We start from the raw sequence: 17,421 nt of genomic DNA, 5'->3' as shown, positions 1-17,421 counted from the left end.
TTCTGTCGTTATTTTTCGTCAACGCACTGGTCGTGCCCGACAAGGCGACGCGGGAACCCGGCGCCGCCCCAATGGAGCGCGCTCTCAGGGGGCCTCGACGCTTGCCGCGGGACGCAGCAGATAGACGGCGAACCGCTCGCGGGTGTCGAGCCAGACGCGTTCGATGTCCCAGCCCGCGGCGCTGGCCAGCGCCCGGAACTCGGCCTGCCCGTACTTGTAGGAGTTCTCGGTGTGGATGGATTCGCCGGCGGCGAACGCGAAGCGGCGGCCCAGCACGCTCGCCTCGCACGGGCGCTGCGCGACCAGATGCATCTCGATGCGGCTCGCCTTGGCATTGAAGCGCGCTTCGTGCCGGAAGGCGTCGAGCGGAAGATTGCCGTCGAGCTCGCGGTTGATGCGGGCGAGCACGTTCAGGTCGAACTCGGCGGTCACGCCCCGAGCATCGTCATAGGCGGGCAGCAGCACGGCCGGATCCTTGCAGGCGTCGACGCCTACCACCATTCGACGGCGCGCACCGAGCATCTTGGCCACGTGCGCGAGGAAGGCGGCCGCTTGCGCCGGCGCGAAGTTGCCGATCGTCGAGCCGGGGAAGAAGCCCAGGCGCGGGCCATGTGCGGTGGCTTCATCCTGCAGTTGGGGCGGCAGCCGGAACGGTCGCGTGAAGTCGGCGCGCACGGGCAGGATCGGAATGCCAGGGCAGCGGCGGGCCAGCGTGGCGACGGCGTCGTCGAGAAAATCGCCGGCGATATCCACCGGCACGTAGGCGCGCGGCGTGATGAGGGCGTCGAGCAGCAGCGGCGTCTTGCGGCTCGACCCGCTGCCGAATTCGACGACGACGGCGTCCGGCCCGACCACGTCCGCAATGGCGGCGGCGCACTGAGCGAGCAGGGCGGTTTCGGTGCGCGTCTGGTAGTACTCGTCGAGTTCCGTGATGGCTTCGAACAGTTCGCTGCCGCGCCGGTCGTAGAGCCAGACACTCGGCAGCGACTTGGGCGTGTGGCCCAGACCGGCGAGCACGTCCGTGGCGAAGGCGTTCTCAGGCAGTGACGGGCAAACGAACGCCGTAGCTTGGGTAGCTTGCGACATCAGCGATCCTCCGCGAGCCTCAGGCCGCAGAATTGCCAGCGCTGATGCGGGTAGAAGAAATTGCGATACGTGGCGCGCGCGTGACCGGGCGGCGTGGCGAGCGAGCCGCCGCGCAGCACGAACTGGCCGCACATGAATTTGCCGTTGTATTCGCCGACGGCCCCCGCTGCCGTCCGAAACCCCGGATAGGCGACATATGGACTCGCCGTCCATTGCCATACCGGGCCGAAGCACTGCTGCATCCGTGAGGTGGGCGACGCCGGCGACGATGCCGACGCGTCATCCACGGCGATTGCCGCAGCCATCGCCGATCTCACCGCGACTTCCCACTCCTGCTCTGTCGGCAGCCGCTTGCCCGCCCAGCGCGCGAACGCGTCGGCCTCGAAATAGCTCACGTGCTGCACCGGCGCGTTGTCGTCAACGGGCTGCATGCCGGCGAGCGTCATCGATTGCCATTGGCCGTCGTGCAGTTCCCAGTAGAGCGGATGTGCCCAACCTTCACGTTGCACTGTCGCCCACCCGTCCGAGAGCCAGAGGCCCGCCATGCGGTAGCCGCCGTCTTCGATGAATGCGCGCCATTCGCCGTTGGTCACCACGCGCGACGCGATCGCAAACGGCCGCAGCAGCACGTCGTGCGCGGGTGTCTCGCAGTCGAACGCGAAAGTGTCCCCCGAATGCCCGATGCGATGCTGCCCCCCGTCGTGAGCGATCCACTGCAACGGGCCGGCGTCGTGCACCGGAACGGAGGGCGGGCGATGGGCAGGACGCAGCGGGTTCTGCGCGAACAGGTGCAGCAGGTCGGTGTGCATGAGCTCCTGATGCTGCTCCTCGTGATGGAGGCCAAGCGTGACGAGCGCGGCGACCTCGCGCGGCAGGTCCGCGTGCAGGAACCTCTCGTGCATGGCCGCGTCGACGTGATTGCGATAGCGCAGCACTTCGTCGAGCGTCGGGCGCGTGAGCAGGCCGCGTTGCGGACGCGGGTGGCGCGGGCCGGCGGCTTCGTAGTAGGAGTTGAAGAGGTAGGCGAAGCGCGCGTCGTAGGGGCGGTAGCGCTTGCCGAAGCGCGCAGCCGACTCGCTGAGCAGGAACGTCTCGAAGAACCAGGTCGTGTGAGCGAGATGCCACTTGACGGGACTGGCGTCGGGCATCGACTGCACGGTGGCGTCGGCGTCCGAGAGGCCCTGGGCAAAGGCGACCGACGCGGCGCGCACGGCGTCGTAGCGCTCGGCTAGCGTCCCCGTGCGGCTCGTGTCGCCGTGTGGCGCGACGCGGGGCGTGCCGAGCGCGGCGCGTGCAGGGGAATCATTGAGGGAGGTGCCGGAGGGCGCCTCGGCTTGCGACGTACAACAGGGGAGGGTCATGGGACACACCGTGTTGTGAAACGTGCTGCCTATTGTAGACCCGTTGCTCCGCGGGTGTGTGACGGTTCGTAACGAGACTTGCCAGCCGCTTGCGGGCGGCCACGGGCGGCCGGCGAGCGGTCGGGGAGGCGTTGACGCCGGCCGGCAGGCCGGTGCATCGATGCATCGCGCCTTACATCAGCCAGCCCGTCAGCCCTAGCAGACTGCCGCCTGCGACGAGCCACAGCGGATTCCAGCGCGTGCGCAACGTGATGACGATGGCTGCGATTGTGACGAGTCCGCGCGCGACGTTGACGTCGACTTCGCGCGCGAGCACGGCGCTGCTCGCGGCCAGCAGACCGACGGTGATGGGGGCGAGGCCCGCGCGCACGGCGCGCACCCATCGCGAGCGCTCGTGCCGGTCGACCCAGCCCCCGACGAGATAGGCGAGCAGTGAGCTCGGCGCGCATTTGGCGAGCGTGGCGCTAAGCGCGCCGGGCAGTCCCGCCGCCTGCAGGCCGATCAGCGTGACGGCCATGCCGTTCGGGCCGGGAGCGGCCTGTGCGAGCGAGAAGAACGTGACGAACTGGGCATCGGTGATCCAGTGGCGCGTTTCCACTGCATAGCGGTGGATATCGGCAAGCGTGACGTTGGTGCCGCCGACGGCTAGCAGCGACCAGAGCGAGCCGTGCAGGAACAGGTCGATGAGTGTGTTCATGAGACGCGGTGTGGGCGATGGCGGTCCGGCGATGTCGGATTGGCGCGGCCGGGTGGGCGGTGTCGGATGGGGGGCGGATGGACGCTCTCAGCAGGGCGGTGTGGCGGCGTCGCGGCGCTGCGACCGGTACGCGGTCACGACGGCACACGGGCCGAGCACGGCCAGCACGAGCAGCAGCGGCAAACCGAGCAGGAAACTGGCGATGAAGGTGGCCGCCGCGAAGGTCAGCGTGCTCCAATGCCGCTGCAGTCCTGCGAGCAAGCGCACGGCCGTGGCGATCACGAGGCCGGTGGCGGCGGGCATCAGCCCCGAGAGCAGGTGCTGGACCAGCGGCGTTTGTCCCCATTGCGCGTAGGCGAAGCCGATCAGAATGATGACGATGGTCGGGCAGAAGTACAGTCCTGCGACAGCAGCCGCGGCGCCGCGCGGGCCGCGAAAGCGCCGGCCGAGGACGGTGGCGATATTGGCGACGTTGGGGCCGGGCAGGAGTTGCGCGAGCGGGAGGAGTTCGGCGAATTCGCGGTCGCTGAGCCAGCGGCGCTGGTCGACGACCATGCGCCGGGCCCATGGGAGGACGCCGCCGAAGCCGGTGGCGCCGACCGAGCCGAAGGCTACGGCCAGTTCCCAGCAGGACGGGCGATGTGCGGTGGCGTTGTTGTCAGAGGTGCCTGATGTGGCGAGTTGCGTCACGATTGTCCGTTGCCGATCGAGCCATGAATTTCGTGTTCGAGACGCACGACTTCCTGAGCGACGAGCGCAATGGCGTTCCGGATTTCCATGAGCGCGACGTAGAGGGCCTGCGCGTTTTGCGGGGATTGCTGGGCGACATCGCGCGCGGCGGTTTCGATGGCGTCGAGCGACAGGGCGATGCGGTCGAGATTCTCCAGCATGGGATCGATCTCCATTGACGCGCACGGAGCGTGCATACGCCCATGATACCCAACTGACGTATCCCGGTGGGGGATGTTAGAATGCGTGCCCTTGCCGGGGTGATGAAATTGGTAAACATAGCGGACTTAAAATCCGCCGCCTTCGGGCTTGCCGGTTCAAGTCCGGTCCCCGGCACGCCTACTCCAATTTTGATGCAGTTTGAAGGGCCTTTTTTGAAAGGCTGAAGTCGGCCATGAAGGGACGTTCGACATTGCCACGTAGTTCGTTGACAATAAGCCCCCCGATTGCGTAACACTCTTGCTCGAGCCAAGCCGTCGGACTGCCGCAATGACGCACCGAGCGCGATGGCTAATCAGCTGATGCTTACGAGACTAATTTAGACGGGGAAATAGCGCCATGAAAATGGACGCATTTGTATTCGGCACGACCAACTGGGCGGAAGTCGAAAGGACAGAGCACAGAGGGGAAACTGGTGTAGCTTATTGGCGTACGCGATTTTTCGGGGAAAAGCCGAATCAAATCCGAGTGCGGATGGTGGAATATACCCCCGGCTATCTGGCGGACCATTGGTGTCAAAAAGGGCACGTTCTCTTCTGCCTGGAAGGCGAGTTGGAAACAACCCTCGAAGATGGACGGAAATTCGTTTTGACAGCCGGCATGAGTTATCAGGTTGGCGATAACGCGGAGCCACATCAGTCCTATACGAAGACGGGTGCCAAGCTCTTCGTTGTCGACTGAGCGGCCGCTATTGAGCGCGTCAAAGGACCGCTGAGGTCGGCCGAGGCCCAGCGGGCGCCAGGCTGGCGGGGTCCGTAGTAGAGGGGGCTGCGGTCACCCTTATGCCGGCCGGGTCGGCGTCAGAGTCCGGCCAGAAACGGACATCGCTCCAGGTATTCCCAATACTCCTTCCGCTCAGAAGTTGGCTTTCGTGAGACGTTGGGGGGTGTGAGGATGCCCCGCCTCGTATCGGTGCTGCCACAAATGGAGAAGTGCCAGCAGACTCACGGCCCGGAGAAAAGCAACGCGCTGTTCCAATGTATCAAAGCTGCTGTCCGTAGCGCCGAGCCACAATCTTGAATGCCAGTCCTCAACACTTAAGCGGACATTCGCACCCGGCCGTGAGCCGTCCGCTTCGGGTCGGAATCGGCCAGTCATGACGAAAAATTTTCCTCGGCGAGAACTCCAGCATCGGTGCACCAAACGTGCACCGATTGACCATAGGTTATTGATATTACTGCTTATTGGATTCTGGTCCCCGGCACGCCTAGCCCGCCATATCTCGAGGGCTTGGGCTTCTCTCCTTGTCCGCATTCGGCCAGCCGCGGTTGATCAGGCGGCGAGATCAAGTTCGTTCACGCCGCCACACGAAGTGCGGGACGCCGCGTGCCTTTTCAGCGAAAATGGGGATCCTCGTACCATTACCGACTGATTCGATTGGGGGGAAAGTGGCAGAGCAGCGAACCGCACTTGTAACTGGCGCAACGAAGGGGATTGGTCTAGCCCTGAGCAAGCATTTGCAGGAGACCGGATGGAGCGTCATCGGCGTCGCGCGCCATGCGGCGGAGGGCTTCCCCGGGCGGCTTTTTACGGCGGATTTGGCCGATGTTCGACAAACAGGCGAGGTAATGGCGCAAATCCTGGCGGCATCAAGAATTGATGCGGTGATCAATAATGCCGGTATTGCCCTTCCGCAAAAACTCGAATCTCTGGATCTGCCATCTCTTGAGGCCGTATTTGACTTGAACGTCCGGGCTGCGGTCCAAGTTACTCAGGCCTGCCTTCCCTCACTGAAACAGTCGTCGGCGGGGCGCATCGTGAATGTATGCAGTCGCGCGATTCACGGTGCGCGTGACAGGACTTCATATGCTGCCGCAAAGAGCGCATTGGTCGGGGTCACGCGTACTTGGGCGCTCGAACTGGCGCCGCTAGGCATTACCGTCAACGCCGTGGCTCCCGGCCCCGTTGAAACGGAGCTTTTTCGTTTGACGCGCCCGGTTGGCGGAGACGAGGAAAAAAAGATTCTCGCTACCATTCCCATGGGGCGCTTGGGCAAGCCGGAAGAGGTGGCGTCCTTGATCTCATACCTCATCTCAGACGGCGCATCCTTCGTTACGGGTCAGGTAATTGGCGTAGACGGAGGCGGAAGTTTGGGGGGGCGCTAGGACACGGCCTCGTAGCCACAACTGACCGCTTGGGCAGGAAGCCTCGTTCTGCTCATGACAGTTTGGGAAAGTCTGCAATGCGTCGGAATCGGCCCTCCGCGACGATCCATTTCCCTCGGTGAAAACTTTCGCATTGGTGCACCAAACGTGCACCGATTGCGGGCGGTTATTGATCCAATTGGCTATAGGTTTCCTGTTCCCGACACGCCTCCTCCATTTGATGCAGTTCAAAGGGACTCCTATGAACGGCTGAAGTCGGCCGGAAGCGGTCCGTCGACGTGATCGGGCATCTGCGTAGGACTTTAGTCCAATGCGGTCCGCTCGGCACTGGGGCACATTCCCTTCATTCGAAAAGAAAAAGAAAGGAATTAGGGAATGAACAACACTCATCCGCGTACAACGGGCGCCAAGGCTGAGGGCATTCAAACAAAGGAATCGGCACACCCGCCGCTCAGACTTGGTCTGAGGCAAAGTCGTCTGCGCGTCCCGCTTGTTGTCACTACGCTCAGTCTCTTCGTAAGTTCAGGACCGGCACAGGCGCAAAGTCTCGGTGGCGCGGGAGGTCTCGGTAGCGTACGGGGAGGCGCCGGGGGGGTACAGGGATCTAACGGCGAGACGTTAATGATATGGGGCAGTCCTACCGCCTATGGTGGGGCCGGAGGTTCAGGCGTGTTTCTCGGGCCAACCGGAGTCATCATCGGCAACTCTGGCGGAGCCGGGGAAAGCTATGTGCAATTTGGTAGCCCCCGCGGCGGCGGCGGCGGCGGTGGCGGTGCCGCTGCGGCATCAGGTTCCGATCAGGTCTTGGACGGCGAATTACTGGGCGGAAGCGGCGGGCGTGGAGGAGACACAGTGCTTTTATCCGCTTCGGGTGACGTCTCCGCCTCGACTAACGTCGGAGCGGGAGGGGGTGGCGCGGGCGGTAATGGAGCGGACGTACTCTCAGGGCGCGCTACGGTTCTCCGAAACGCCACCATTGGTGGCGGCGCCGGGGGAAGCGGTGGAGACGCTCAGATGGGGGATGCCGGAGGCGGTGGTGACGGTGGTGTAGGTGTTCATCTTAGCGGTATGTCCGCCCTCCAAAACGAGGGAAGCATTATTGGCGGCAACGGTGGTCTTGGCGGGCGCAACTATGATGATGTGTATGGCCACGTCATCTCTCGCGGCCGTGCGGGCGCGGGAGGCGTCGGCGTCTACGCGGACGGCGGCAACTCGATCATTAACGCAGGCACAATTGCCGGTGGTATGAGCGGTGATGGCGTGACCCAAGCCCCGGCGATTCTCTTTGCAGGTAGCAATAATTCGCTGGAGCTTTGGGCAGGGTCCGCTATTTCCGGAAACGTTGATGCGACGGCGGGCACGAACAATGCCCTCATCCTCGGGGGCGCCACGGATTCGAGTTTTGACCTCTCGCAGATCGGTCTCACCGCGCAGTATCGCGGCTTCCGCGTTTTCAGGAAAACCGGCACGAGTCTCTGGACGTTGACCGGAACCGGCGCGTCGATCACACCATGGAGCGTTGAAGCGGGGACGCTGCAAGTTGGCAGCGATGCCAGCCCGAACACCCTACTCAACGGTGATGTACAGGTCGACAGTGCTGGTACGCTGCGCGGTCGTGGCACGATTGTTGGCAATGTCACAAACAATGGCATCGTGCGCCCGGGTGCTTCCATCGGTACGCTGACCATCGATGGCAATTACGTCCAAAATGCCAACGCGACATTGCTCGTCGACGTATCGAATGCCCCGACCACGAAGGGGCAGACAAGCGACACCGGCTACAGCCGATTGGTCGTTACCGGCAACGTCACCCTCAGTCCCGGCGCTAGCATCAGCCTGAGTGGTACCGGCGCCGCTTACGGTTTTGCCCTCGCGCAGCGCTTCGTGGTGATCCAGGCGAGGACTGGTGCTACCGTGAGCTACAACGCCGGTTTGCTGAACTACGGCGTGAGCGATGCACGTTATGCGCTTACGGGCGCCGACGTGACGGACGCTGCGTCGGGGGCGAGGAACCTCGTCGTCACCGTAGGTGCTCAGCCCGCTGAGCCGACAATTCCTTCCGATGCGGGTGCCACCCCGTCGATCCCGTCACCGATCCGGCCAACCACGCCCGCTGCTATCGCCTCGCTTGGCGGCCTGCAAAGCTACACTGGGGTCGGCAATCTTGCGCTGCTCAATCTTTACAATGCGTCGCTTGCTATTGGCAGCGTGAGCGAAGCCAATCATGCGGGGGCACAGCTATCGCCTGCGCACCAACTTGCCGCCTCACGGGCGGCCGCCGCGCCGACGTTCAACACGTTGAGCCTTGTGGGCGCCCGCGCCGACTCGTTGCGTCTGGCGCAGTCCGGGAGTCGCGGTGTCGCCACGGGCGATGGCGCACCAGTGTTCGGTCTATGGGGGCAGGGCTTTGGCGGTCATGCGAGTCAGGGCATGGTTGACGACATCGCAGGCTACAGCGCGAACTATGGCGGCCTGATGCTCGGTGTCGACCGGGCGATCGGCGACAAATGGCTCGCGGGCGGCGTATTCTCGTTCAGTCACACGAAAATCAACGGTTCGGACGACAACTCGGGCAGTTCAACGCAGGTCAACGGCTATGGCTTGCTCGCTTACGCCAGCTATTTTGGTTCGCCGTGGTATGTGAACCTGTCCGGCGGCGTCGTGCAGCAGCGTTACAACACCACGCGCGTAATGGATTTCACGGGATTCTCCGGTGTCGCGAAGGGTGCGTTTTCCGGACAGCAGTACGTCGCGCGCACCGAGTTCGGGTATCCACTTGCGCTGGGCAGCGGCACGCTCACGCCGCTCGCGAGCCTGACCTATAGCTATCTGCATCAAGGCAGCTATACGGAGACCGCAGGCAACGGTGCGGCACTCTCCGTTGGCACGGCACACACCAGTTCGCTTCGCAGTGCATTGGGCGCACGACTGGAGAAGGCGTATGCGACACGTTATGGCGACATCATGCCGTTCGTGCAGGTGCAGTGGATTCATGAGTTCGTGAACTCGCGTGCGCTCACCGGTGCGAGCTATGCCGGTGACTTCACCGGCGAGACCGCCTTCACCGCAGTCGGTCCGTCACCGGTTCGTGATCTGGCTGACATCACGCTAGGGGCGACGCTGATGCGTCGGAACAATCTCTCACTCACCGCTCGCTATGAACTTCAGGCGGGCGCGCGGTTCGTTTCCCAAACGGGTAGCCTGCGGTTGCAGCAGCGGTTCTGAGGCGCTGGCGTGCTGTGGTGCGGTGCGACGCAAGGGCTCGCTTGCAACGGCGTGCCTATCGATGAAAATCGCCCGCCGCTTCAGGCTGATACAGCACCTTCTCGATCCGGATGCAACGCGTGCGCTCGCGCACCCGCCAGTCGATGACATCGCCCTCCCGGTAGCCGAGAATCGCGGAGCCCACCTCTGAGCGGATCGACAGTTTCCTGGCGCTGCCGTCGGCGTCCTGCGGGTAGACCAGGTCCACCTCCATTTTCTCGTCGTCCAGATGCAGCACCGCCCGCGAGTTCATCGTGATCACGTCGCCGGCGACTTCCCGCGCGCCGACGATGACGGCTCGCTCGATTTCGTGCTCGAGTTCGACCACTTGGGGGCCCGGCTCCCGCGCCACCAGACGCCTGAGCCGCGTCTGATCGATTTCCGTGACGTAAATATCCGCCGGCCCGCCGAGCGCGCCTTCGCGCAGGCGTTGGAGATAACGCTCCGAGCGCATGACGTATGACCTGAGCGTTGGCGTCTCGGTGTCGAGCACAAAGCCGCAGCGCAGAAAGGCCTTGAGCGAGCGCGTGTTGTCCGGGTGAATCTTCGCGATGACCTTCTGGGCGCGCATATCGAAAAACGCGAGCTTCATGCCTTCGCGCAGGGCGCTCGCGCCGAGCCTGCGGCCCCAGTTGTCGCGATTTCCGATCACCAGGACGATCTCGCAGTCCGAACCGGTCTTCACGAGGCGCACGAATCCCACCGGCTGGTCGTGCCGGTCGCACGCCATGAAGAATCGGCCGCCCTGGTTGAACAGATGCGTGAGGATCGGCAACTGGACGCGATCCACGACTTGCTCGATGAAACGGCAGACGTGACGCGAATCGCTCAGATAGCGGACGACATTTTCGTCTTCCAGCCAGTCCATCAGATTTCGCGCGTTGGCCCGGGTGATCTCCGGGCAAAGAGAAATGAAAGGCTCGCTCATCTTCGCCACACGGGGTTGCAAGAATGAAAGCCTTTCACGGCTGCGGCCATGACGGTTCTTTCGACAGAGCGGCCATTCTAAGGCATCCGAACGAAAGGCGCGAGCCGCGCACGCCGCGCGGGCGGCGGCGGGCCCCCTTGGGGCGGCGGACCCGCCCCTGCGCGCGGCGTTGCGCGCGAGCCGGGCGGTGCGCGATCTAAGGCTCGTTACGTCGCGTATCGAACGTGGCGTGGCCGCAGTGCGGGCAGCGGGGAATCGTGTGTCCCTTTGTCACGTGCGTCGTGCGATGGCAGTGGGCGCACCGGAAGTCTCCCGTCTGTTCGGCTTTTTCGCCGGCTTTGGCGGACATGGCAGGAGGCTCCCGGTTCAGCGGTTCGGCTCCGACGGCGACGACACCTCGGCGACCATCTTGCCGCAGGTGGCTTCGTCCGCGGCCTTGGTCGCGATGTCGCCCATCGAGACCATGCCGACGAGCTTCTGGTTGTCATCCACGACCGGCATGCGGCGAATCTGTTCGCGGCACATGGTGTCGCAGGCCTGCTCGACGGTGTCGCCCTCGCGGCACCACGTGGTGCCTTCCGACATGGCGTCGCCCACCTTGGAGTCGGCGCTCTTGCCGGAGGCGACGCATCGCACCGAAATGTCCCGGTCGGTGATCATGCCTTCCAGATGACCGTCGGCGCACACCGGCAGCGCACCGATGTTCAGGTCAGCCATCAGTTTTGCGGCATGCTGGATCGTGTCCTCACGGCGCACGAATGCGGGATCGCGAGTCATCACGTCGCGCAGCAATTGACCGGACGGCGAACGCGACTGTTGCGACTGGTGTGTTTGCATGGTGGATTCCTCCGAAAGGGGCCCCGCTCGCGAGCGGCGGGACCGGATGAAAAGGCGCTGAGCGAAGGGACTTCGCCACGCGCTCCACACCGCCGCATATTGTGTGCCACTACGCGACGTTGCCGGACGTCCGGATGCCGCGCGAGGCCGCCGGGGGCGTCGGGCGGAATTTGCATCGCGTTGCACATTTCGCCCGGTCGGGCTCGGCATGCCCTACGGGCATGCGACGCTCTTCTCACGCGCTCTCGCTCGTCCTTACGCGCTCTCGCTCGTCCTCACGCGCTCTCGCGCGCCCCGGGGGCGGCCGCGTCCCACCGATGCCGCCGGGGGAATTTCGGCTAGTATGCGAACCAGACGCCGTGCGAACGCACGCGTCGTATCGCCGTTCGGCGCCATTCGAAGCCTTGCCGGCCGCCACGGGTGACGGCGTGGGCTCGAGCCGTGCGCGGGCCGTCGGCGCGGCCATCGTCAGGGAGCGGGAATGATGTTCAATCGTGGAATGGGCCGTGCCATGCTGATGGCCGCTTGCGTGGTGCTGCCGACTTGGGCGGCAAGCGCGTGGGCACAGGCGGCGGGGGCCTCGGGGGCAGCGTCGGTGGTGACGTTGCGTGGCGTGTCCTACGAGCATCGATGGTCCAAGGACGGGCAGAACGAATTCACGCCGAAGGGACAGGCGGATCTCGCCTCATGGACCGATATGGTCACCGTCAACGTCCACGACGGCGTTTCGAGCGGCGAGCAGTTGGCCGATATGGCCAACAAGGTGCTGAGCAACTACCAGCGCAACGGCAAGGTGTTGCGCACCGACTCGAAGGCGCGCACCGCCGAGCGTGCCGCCGAGCACCTCATCGTGGCGGTGCTGGGCGCGCCGGACTTCCTCGAGGTGGCCTTTGCGCGCTTCCTGCTGCTCGACGGCAAGGGCGTCGTCGCGGTGTATTCGCACCGCGTCTACGGCAAGCCGGCTGGCCCTGCAATGAGCGACTGGTTAAACGCCAACGGAGCGCAAGTGGAGAAGGATCTGATGGCGTGGAAGGCGGTCCCCGCGCCGGCAGCGCTGGCGCGTCTGCCTCAGAGCCGGTAACGGGCGCGGCCCGCGCGCAACGGCGCATTGGCGAGCGGTGCGCCGAGCACGTTTCGCGCCAACGATGGACTCGCCGTTCCGATAGCCCGAGCGCCGGCCGCAGACCCTCGCGCGGGCTGGCTCGACCGCTCGGCCCGTATCACCTGAACGTATGCAGATACGCGATGAGATCCGCGACCTTGCGTTCGTTGCCGATGCCCCAGAAGCGCATCTTGGTGCCGGGCACGGTCTTGCCCGGATTCGCGATGAATGCGGCGAGCGTCTTGTCGTCCCATACGATGCCGGACTGCTTCATCGCTTTCGAATATTCGTAGTCGGACAGGCTTGCCGCGCGGCGTTTGGCCAGACCGTTGAGTTGGGGGCCGAAGCCCGATGCGGCCATCGGCCCGACCGAATGGCAAGACGCGCAGCGCGACGCGAACAACGCCTTGCCCGCTTCGATGTCGCCGGCCGCGCGTGCCGGCGTGGCGAATGCCGTCAGCGCGAGCGCCAGGGCGCCGGACGCGGCACAGGCGGCGCGAGCAATGCGACGGACGCTGCTGGAGCGGCGGGGTGCGCGAGCGCCGCGGCCTCGCGCGGTGCGGGCAAACGGAGCGGGCGGCAGGGCCGAATCGGCGCGGGGCGGGAAAGTCATCGGATGGCGTGATGCGACAGGGGGGCTTTCTGGGGCTTGCCGGGGCTTGCCGGGGCTTGCCGGGGCTTTCCGGGCTCTTCCGGGGCCTTCGGCAACGAGCCGCTAACTTACCCGTTTCCGTCGCGCCAGGCCAGCGTTTCCGATGCGACGGCATGCGACATCGTGTCGCGGCCCGGCTCGCGCCCTCAAGCGCACGCGAGCCGGTTCAGCCGGTCCGTCGGTGGGCCGAAACTCAGGACGCTGCGATCTTGGTCACGCTGTCAGGCAGGTCACGGCCATGATATTTCTTGTAGATCGCGTTGAGCTTGCCGTTCCTGAGATTGGTCTTCACCCAGTTGTTGATCCACTCCTTGAGCGCCGGCTGATTCTTGTTCAGCGCGATGCCCAGATCGAACTCCTTTTGCGCAAACTTCAGCTCGAGGTGCTTGTCCGGCGCGCGCTTTTGCATTTCGCCCAGATTCGACGGCGTGCTCGAGAAGATGTCGACCTGACCGGTCACCATCGACGTGATCAGCGTGGCGTCGTCTTCGTAGCGCACGATCTGCGCGCCCTTGGCGTTCTGCGTGGTCAGCGTGTCGTTGACGGTCGCACGCGTGAGCCCGATGCGTTTGCCGTTCAGATCCTCGTAACCCTTGATCGGAATGTTCTTGGGGCCGCCCACGATGATCGAGATGACGGCATACGGCACCGAGAAGTCGACCACCTGCGCCCGTTCGGGCGTGATCGACAGGTCGGCCACCACGATGTCGGCACGATTGGCTTGCAGCGTCGGCACGCGCGCCGCGTTCGTGACCGATACGATGTCGAGTTTCACGCCCAGGTCCTTTGCCAGCAGTTCGGCCGTCTCCACGTCCGAGCCCACCGGCTTGAGATTGGCGTCGGCGTATGAGTACAGCGGCGTGCCCATGGCGATCGCCACACGAATCTTGCCGGCCTTCCTGATGTCGTCGAGCTGATCGGCCAGCGCGGCGTGCGCCATCGCACCGAGCAGGACGGCGGCACAGGCCTGGACGAAGCGCGTCTTGAGTTTCATGCTGGAGTCTCCTTGTGATGTCTGGTGAGGCAGGGGATTTACAGCCCGTTCGCGAGGAAGGCGCGCAGCTCTGGCGTTTGCGGGGCGTCGAGCATCTCGCCCGGACCGACTTCCCACACCTTGCCCTGATGCATGTAGATGATCTGGTCGGCCACCCGCTTGGCGAACGCCATTTCGTGCGTGACGAGCAGCATCGTCATGCCGTCGGCGGCGAGGTCTTCCATCACGCGCAGCACCTCGCCGGTGAGTTGCGGATCGAGCGCGGACGTCACTTCGTCGAACAGCATGACCTTCGGCGACATGGCGAGCGAGCGCGCGATCGCCACGCGCTGCTGCTGGCCGCCCGAGAGTTGCTCGGGGTAGCTCCCGGCCTTGTCGGACAGGCCCACCTGCGCGAGCACGCGCTTCGTGACGTCCTCGGCCTCGCCGCGCGGCATGCGCTTGACGTGGCGAAGCGCGAGCATGATGTTCTCGCGCACGCTCAGGTGCGCAAACAGGTTGTAGCTCTGGAAGACGATGCCGACTTCGCGGCGCAATCGATGCAGATCGACGTGCGGATCGTCCACGCGAATGCCGCACACTTCGATGGAGCCGTCGTCGATGGTCTCCAGGCGGTCGATGCAGCGCAGCGCCGTGCTCTTGCCCGAGCCGCTCGCGCCGATGATCGCCACCATCTTGCCGCGCTCCACTTCGAACGACACGCCCTTGAGCACGGGGTTGTCGCCGAAACGCTTGTGAATCTGGTTGACCTTAACGATTGCCGACATTGAGCCTGTCCTCGAGTAGCGAGCTCCAGCGCGAGAGCGGATAGCACAGCAGGAAATAGAACACCCCGACCAGCGAAAACACGAGAAAGGGCTGGAAAATCGAGTTGTTGATGATCTGTCCCGCACGGGTAAGCTCCACGAAGCCGATCACCGACGCGAGCGAGGTCATCTTGATGATCTGCACGAGAAAGCCGATGGTGGGCGGCAGCGACAGGCGCACCGCCTGCGGAATGATCACGAGCCGCAGCGTTTGCCAGCGCGAGAACGACAGACACTCCGCCGCCTCCCATTGCGCACGCGGCATGGCTTGTACGCAGCCGCGCCAGATATCGCCGAGGTAGGCGCTCGTGTAGACCATCAGCGCGAGCGCGGCGGCCACGATGGCGGGCAGTTCGAAGCCGTACACCGACAAGCCGAAGTAGACGATGAAGAGCAGGATCAGCAACGGGATGCCCTGAATCGCTTCGATGAAGACCTGCGCCGGCAGACGCAGCCAGCGGCGCGGCGAAATGCGCGCGAGCATCACCAGAAAACCGCCGGCGCTGCCGAGCACGAATGCGAGGGCCGAGAGCACGAGCGTCCAGCCGGTGGACTGCACCAGATAACCGAAATAGGTCCACGAAAAGTTGGCGATCATGGCGCGCTCCGTTGCGCAGTGTTGGCGCCTGGCGCACCCTGGCCGGCGGTGCGCGACATGGCCGCACGCCGGCGCGCCGCCAGCGCGGTTTGCGCCGCGGCGCGGCGCACGGTGCGGCGGCGCTTGAAGAAGTACTCGCCCGCCGCCCACGCCACAAGCTTCACGAGCAGCGACAGCGCGAGGTATAGCGCGGCGACCACGATGTAGGTCTCGAGCGACCGGAAGGTGTCCGATTGCACCGTATTGGCCACCGCCGTGAGCTCTTCGGCGGAGATTTGCGAAGCCATCGCCGAGGCCTGCATCATCAGGATGAATTGCGTGGTGAGGGCCGGATAGACCTTCTCGATGGAGGGTTGGAGCATGACGTGCCACGCAATACGCCACTTCGACAGGCCAAGACACTCGGCGGCCTCGATCTGTCCGCGCGGCACCGCTTCCAGGCCGGCACGGATGATCTCGGCCGCGTATGCGCCGATGTTGATCACCATGGCGATGACGGCAGCCGCGAACGTCGGCATGTGCACGCCGACGCTGGCCAGCCCGAAATACAGCAGAAAGATCTGCACGAGGAACGGCGTGTTGCGCACCGATTCGATGTAGACGCCGCACAGGCGAGAGAGCCAGCCACGGCGGCTGCGCCTGGCGAAGGCCACGAGCGTGCCCACCGCCGTGCCGATGACCACGGCCAGCACGGTCATCTTCAACGTGAGCCACGCCCCTTCGAGGAAAACCGGCCAGTAGGGCAGCAGCGGGGCGAAATTGAATGTGAAGTGCATGGCAAACGCCTGTCTCCGGTGACGTTCGGGCCGATGCACCGCGCCATACTGCCAGGCTCGGGGCATCCGCGATTGCGTGATCGGCCTTTCTTGTATGTCGTCATATAAGTGATGTGATTTTGCGCAGCGCGAAACGACGCTGTCAATAGCGGCGGGTTGCGGGGATACCCTTGGGTACTGCGATGATTAGTGCAGGACTAGTGCAGGACTAGTGCGGGATTTTGGACGGAATGACCCATGCGACGGTGATCTGGCGGTGCGCGGGTGAGGCCGGTTCAACACCGGATTGAGGTGCGGCGTGCGGCAATTTGTCGTCGTATCTCTTTGTTGAGTCAGCCTCAACGGAGGGAACCGGACATGTAAGCTCTATAATCGCGCATTGCCGCCGGGCCTCAGGTGTCCGGGGCGCCCCGGCGATCAGCCGCCGTGATGACACACAGACCAACATGACGACCACGACCGCACGCACATGCCTTGCCCCGCCCCGCTGCCGCCGTCATGGGCCCCGGTACGGCGGGCCCGCGTGCGCCCGTGGCGCGAGCGAGACGGTGCCGACTCTGTGTGCCGACAACGGCATGGGGCCCCCCGGTGAGCCGCCGCGGACAGGGGAGGCGATGTGACGCTGTCCTCCACGTCGCTCGACGAGCTTGATCGCAATCTGCTGGCGCTGCTGCGCGTGAACGCCCGCGAGAGCGCGGCGAATCTGGCGCGCCGTCTGGGCGTGGCGCGCACCACGGTGCTCGCGCGCCTGAGTCGACTCGAGCGCACGGGCGTCATCGCCGGCTACACCGTAAGGCTCGGGCAGGACGCCGCTGGCGGCAGCCTGCAGGCGTGCGTGGGCATCAGCGTGCAGCCGCGCTCCGGGCGCGACGTCTTGCGACGGTTGAACAAGATGCCGGAAGTCCATTTGCTCTGCTCCGTGAGCGGTGAATTCGATTACGTCGCCTGGCTGCATGCGGCGTCGGCCGATCAGCTCGACGCGCTGCTCGACGCCATCGGCGAAATCGATGGCGTGACGCGCACGACCACCTCGGTCGTCCTCGCGCGCAAGATCGACCGGGGCGGTGTGCTGCCCTGAGGCCGCGCGCCACGGTAATTTTCCGTAACCCGCGCCCTAAGAATCGCCGGCCGGCCCGTCCGGCGGCGTTCGGCCGCCACTTCACCTGTCCCGCCCCGTGCGTTCCCAGTGGTCGGCGTTTGTCTGGCCATGGCGATAGTGCTAAACTTATTGAGAATTGTTTGCATTAACTTCTTCACCTTCCGGAGT

At 64.6% G+C, this 17,421-nt stretch carries 18 protein-coding genes and 1 tRNA gene; 6 read left to right on the top strand and 13 right to left on the bottom strand.

From position 1 onward, the window contains the following. Positions 1-84: 84 nt before the first annotated feature. The 5 genes from egtD to CDN36_RS04925 all read right to left on the bottom strand — a co-directional run bounded on the left by egtD (position 85) and on the right by CDN36_RS04925 (position 4,034). The gene (gene egtD / locus CDN36_RS04945) at positions 85-1,086 is read right to left on the bottom strand and encodes an L-histidine N(alpha)-methyltransferase (protein WP_150556638.1); all 1,002 of its coding nucleotides are present in this window, start codon (positions 1,084-1,086) and stop codon (positions 85-87) included. After that, positions 1,086-2,447 (bottom strand): ergothioneine biosynthesis protein EgtB, encoded by a 1,362-nt coding sequence (gene egtB / locus CDN36_RS04940; protein WP_287496127.1) that lies wholly within the window; start codon positions 2,445-2,447, stop codon positions 1,086-1,088. The genes egtD and egtB overlap by 1 nt, the downstream gene beginning before the upstream one ends. 172 nt (positions 2,448-2,619) lie before the next feature. Further along, on the bottom strand, positions 2,620-3,144 hold the full coding sequence (locus CDN36_RS04935) for a chromate transporter (RefSeq protein WP_150556639.1): 525 nt from the start codon (positions 3,142-3,144) through the stop codon (positions 2,620-2,622). Between the two features lie 87 nt (positions 3,145-3,231). Continuing rightward, positions 3,232-3,834: a chromate transporter gene (locus CDN36_RS04930; protein ID WP_287496126.1), complete on the bottom strand. Its 603-nt coding sequence runs from the start codon at positions 3,832-3,834 to the stop codon at positions 3,232-3,234. After that, positions 3,831-4,034, bottom strand: coding sequence for a hypothetical protein (locus CDN36_RS04925; protein ID WP_174966446.1), 204 nt, complete (start codon positions 4,032-4,034; stop codon positions 3,831-3,833). Before CDN36_RS04925 ends, CDN36_RS04930 begins: the two co-directional genes overlap by 4 nt. A gap of 93 nt (positions 4,035-4,127) precedes the next feature. Here CDN36_RS04925 and CDN36_RS04920 point away from each other — a divergent pair. From CDN36_RS04920 to CDN36_RS04905, 4 genes are all read left to right on the top strand, one after another. Continuing rightward, a tRNA-Leu gene (locus CDN36_RS04920) sits at positions 4,128-4,209 on the top strand. A gap of 222 nt (positions 4,210-4,431) precedes the next feature. Continuing rightward, entirely contained in the window at positions 4,432-4,773 is a 342-nt protein-coding gene (locus CDN36_RS04915; RefSeq protein WP_287496125.1) for a DHCW motif cupin fold protein, read from the top strand. Between the two features lie 707 nt (positions 4,774-5,480). Further along, positions 5,481-6,197: an SDR family oxidoreductase gene (locus CDN36_RS04910; protein WP_150556640.1), complete on the top strand. Its 717-nt coding sequence runs from the start codon at positions 5,481-5,483 to the stop codon at positions 6,195-6,197. A gap of 1,068 nt (positions 6,198-7,265) precedes the next feature. Next, on the top strand, positions 7,266-9,422 hold the full coding sequence (locus CDN36_RS04905) for an autotransporter family protein (protein WP_287496124.1): 2,157 nt from the start codon (positions 7,266-7,268) through the stop codon (positions 9,420-9,422). Positions 9,423-9,477: 55 nt separating this feature from the next. Here the strand turns inward: CDN36_RS04905 and CDN36_RS04900 are convergent, their stop codons facing one another. From CDN36_RS04900 to CDN36_RS04890, 3 genes are all read right to left on the bottom strand, one after another. After that, on the bottom strand, positions 9,478-10,389 hold the full coding sequence (locus CDN36_RS04900; protein WP_287496123.1) for a bifunctional GNAT family N-acetyltransferase/nucleoside diphosphate kinase regulator: 912 nt from the start codon (positions 10,387-10,389) through the stop codon (positions 9,478-9,480). Positions 10,390-10,585: 196 nt separating this feature from the next. Then, positions 10,586-10,738, bottom strand: a complete 153-nt coding sequence (locus CDN36_RS04895) for a zinc ribbon-containing protein (protein WP_150556643.1) — start codon at positions 10,736-10,738, stop codon at positions 10,586-10,588. Between the two features lie 17 nt (positions 10,739-10,755). Further along, a complete protein-coding gene (locus CDN36_RS04890) occupies positions 10,756-11,226 on the bottom strand; it encodes a CBS domain-containing protein (protein WP_287496122.1) in 471 nt (156 codons plus the stop codon). A 481-nt stretch (positions 11,227-11,707) separates the two neighbouring features. On the opposite strand from CDN36_RS04890, the gene CDN36_RS04885 reads away from it, so the two are divergent. After that, positions 11,708-12,307, top strand: a complete 600-nt coding sequence (locus tag CDN36_RS04885; RefSeq protein WP_287496121.1) for a hypothetical protein — start codon at positions 11,708-11,710, stop codon at positions 12,305-12,307. A gap of 139 nt (positions 12,308-12,446) precedes the next feature. Here the strand turns inward: CDN36_RS04885 and CDN36_RS04880 are convergent, their stop codons facing one another. The 5 genes from CDN36_RS04880 to CDN36_RS04860 all read right to left on the bottom strand — a co-directional run bounded on the left by CDN36_RS04880 (position 12,447) and on the right by CDN36_RS04860 (position 16,154). Continuing rightward, complete coding sequence (locus tag CDN36_RS04880; protein WP_353846848.1) at positions 12,447-12,941, bottom strand: c-type cytochrome; 495 nt, start codon at positions 12,939-12,941, stop codon at positions 12,447-12,449. Between the two features lie 232 nt (positions 12,942-13,173). Next, positions 13,174-13,974: a transporter substrate-binding domain-containing protein gene (locus tag CDN36_RS04875; protein WP_150556647.1), complete on the bottom strand. Its 801-nt coding sequence runs from the start codon at positions 13,972-13,974 to the stop codon at positions 13,174-13,176. Between the two features lie 38 nt (positions 13,975-14,012). Further along, complete coding sequence (locus CDN36_RS04870; RefSeq protein WP_150556648.1) at positions 14,013-14,741, bottom strand: amino acid ABC transporter ATP-binding protein; 729 nt, start codon at positions 14,739-14,741, stop codon at positions 14,013-14,015. Then, complete coding sequence (locus tag CDN36_RS04865; RefSeq protein WP_287496120.1) at positions 14,725-15,378, bottom strand: amino acid ABC transporter permease; 654 nt, start codon at positions 15,376-15,378, stop codon at positions 14,725-14,727. Before CDN36_RS04865 ends, CDN36_RS04870 begins: the two co-directional genes overlap by 17 nt. After that, complete coding sequence (locus tag CDN36_RS04860; protein WP_150556650.1) at positions 15,375-16,154, bottom strand: amino acid ABC transporter permease; 780 nt, start codon at positions 16,152-16,154, stop codon at positions 15,375-15,377. Before CDN36_RS04860 ends, CDN36_RS04865 begins: the two co-directional genes overlap by 4 nt. Positions 16,155-16,770: 616 nt before the next feature. On the opposite strand from CDN36_RS04860, the gene CDN36_RS04855 reads away from it, so the two are divergent. Beyond that, on the top strand, positions 16,771-17,232 hold the full coding sequence (locus CDN36_RS04855) for an Lrp/AsnC family transcriptional regulator (protein WP_287496119.1): 462 nt from the start codon (positions 16,771-16,773) through the stop codon (positions 17,230-17,232). Positions 17,233-17,421 lie beyond the last annotated feature (189 nt).

The sequence above is a fragment of the Pandoraea sp. CB10b_02 genome, from assembly GCF_002216225.1.
GTDB classification, from domain to species: domain Bacteria; phylum Pseudomonadota; class Gammaproteobacteria; order Burkholderiales; family Burkholderiaceae; genus Pandoraea; species Pandoraea nosoerga.
Note: the sequence above shows the minus strand (reverse complement) of the source record. Positions and strands in the feature narration are given on the sequence as shown.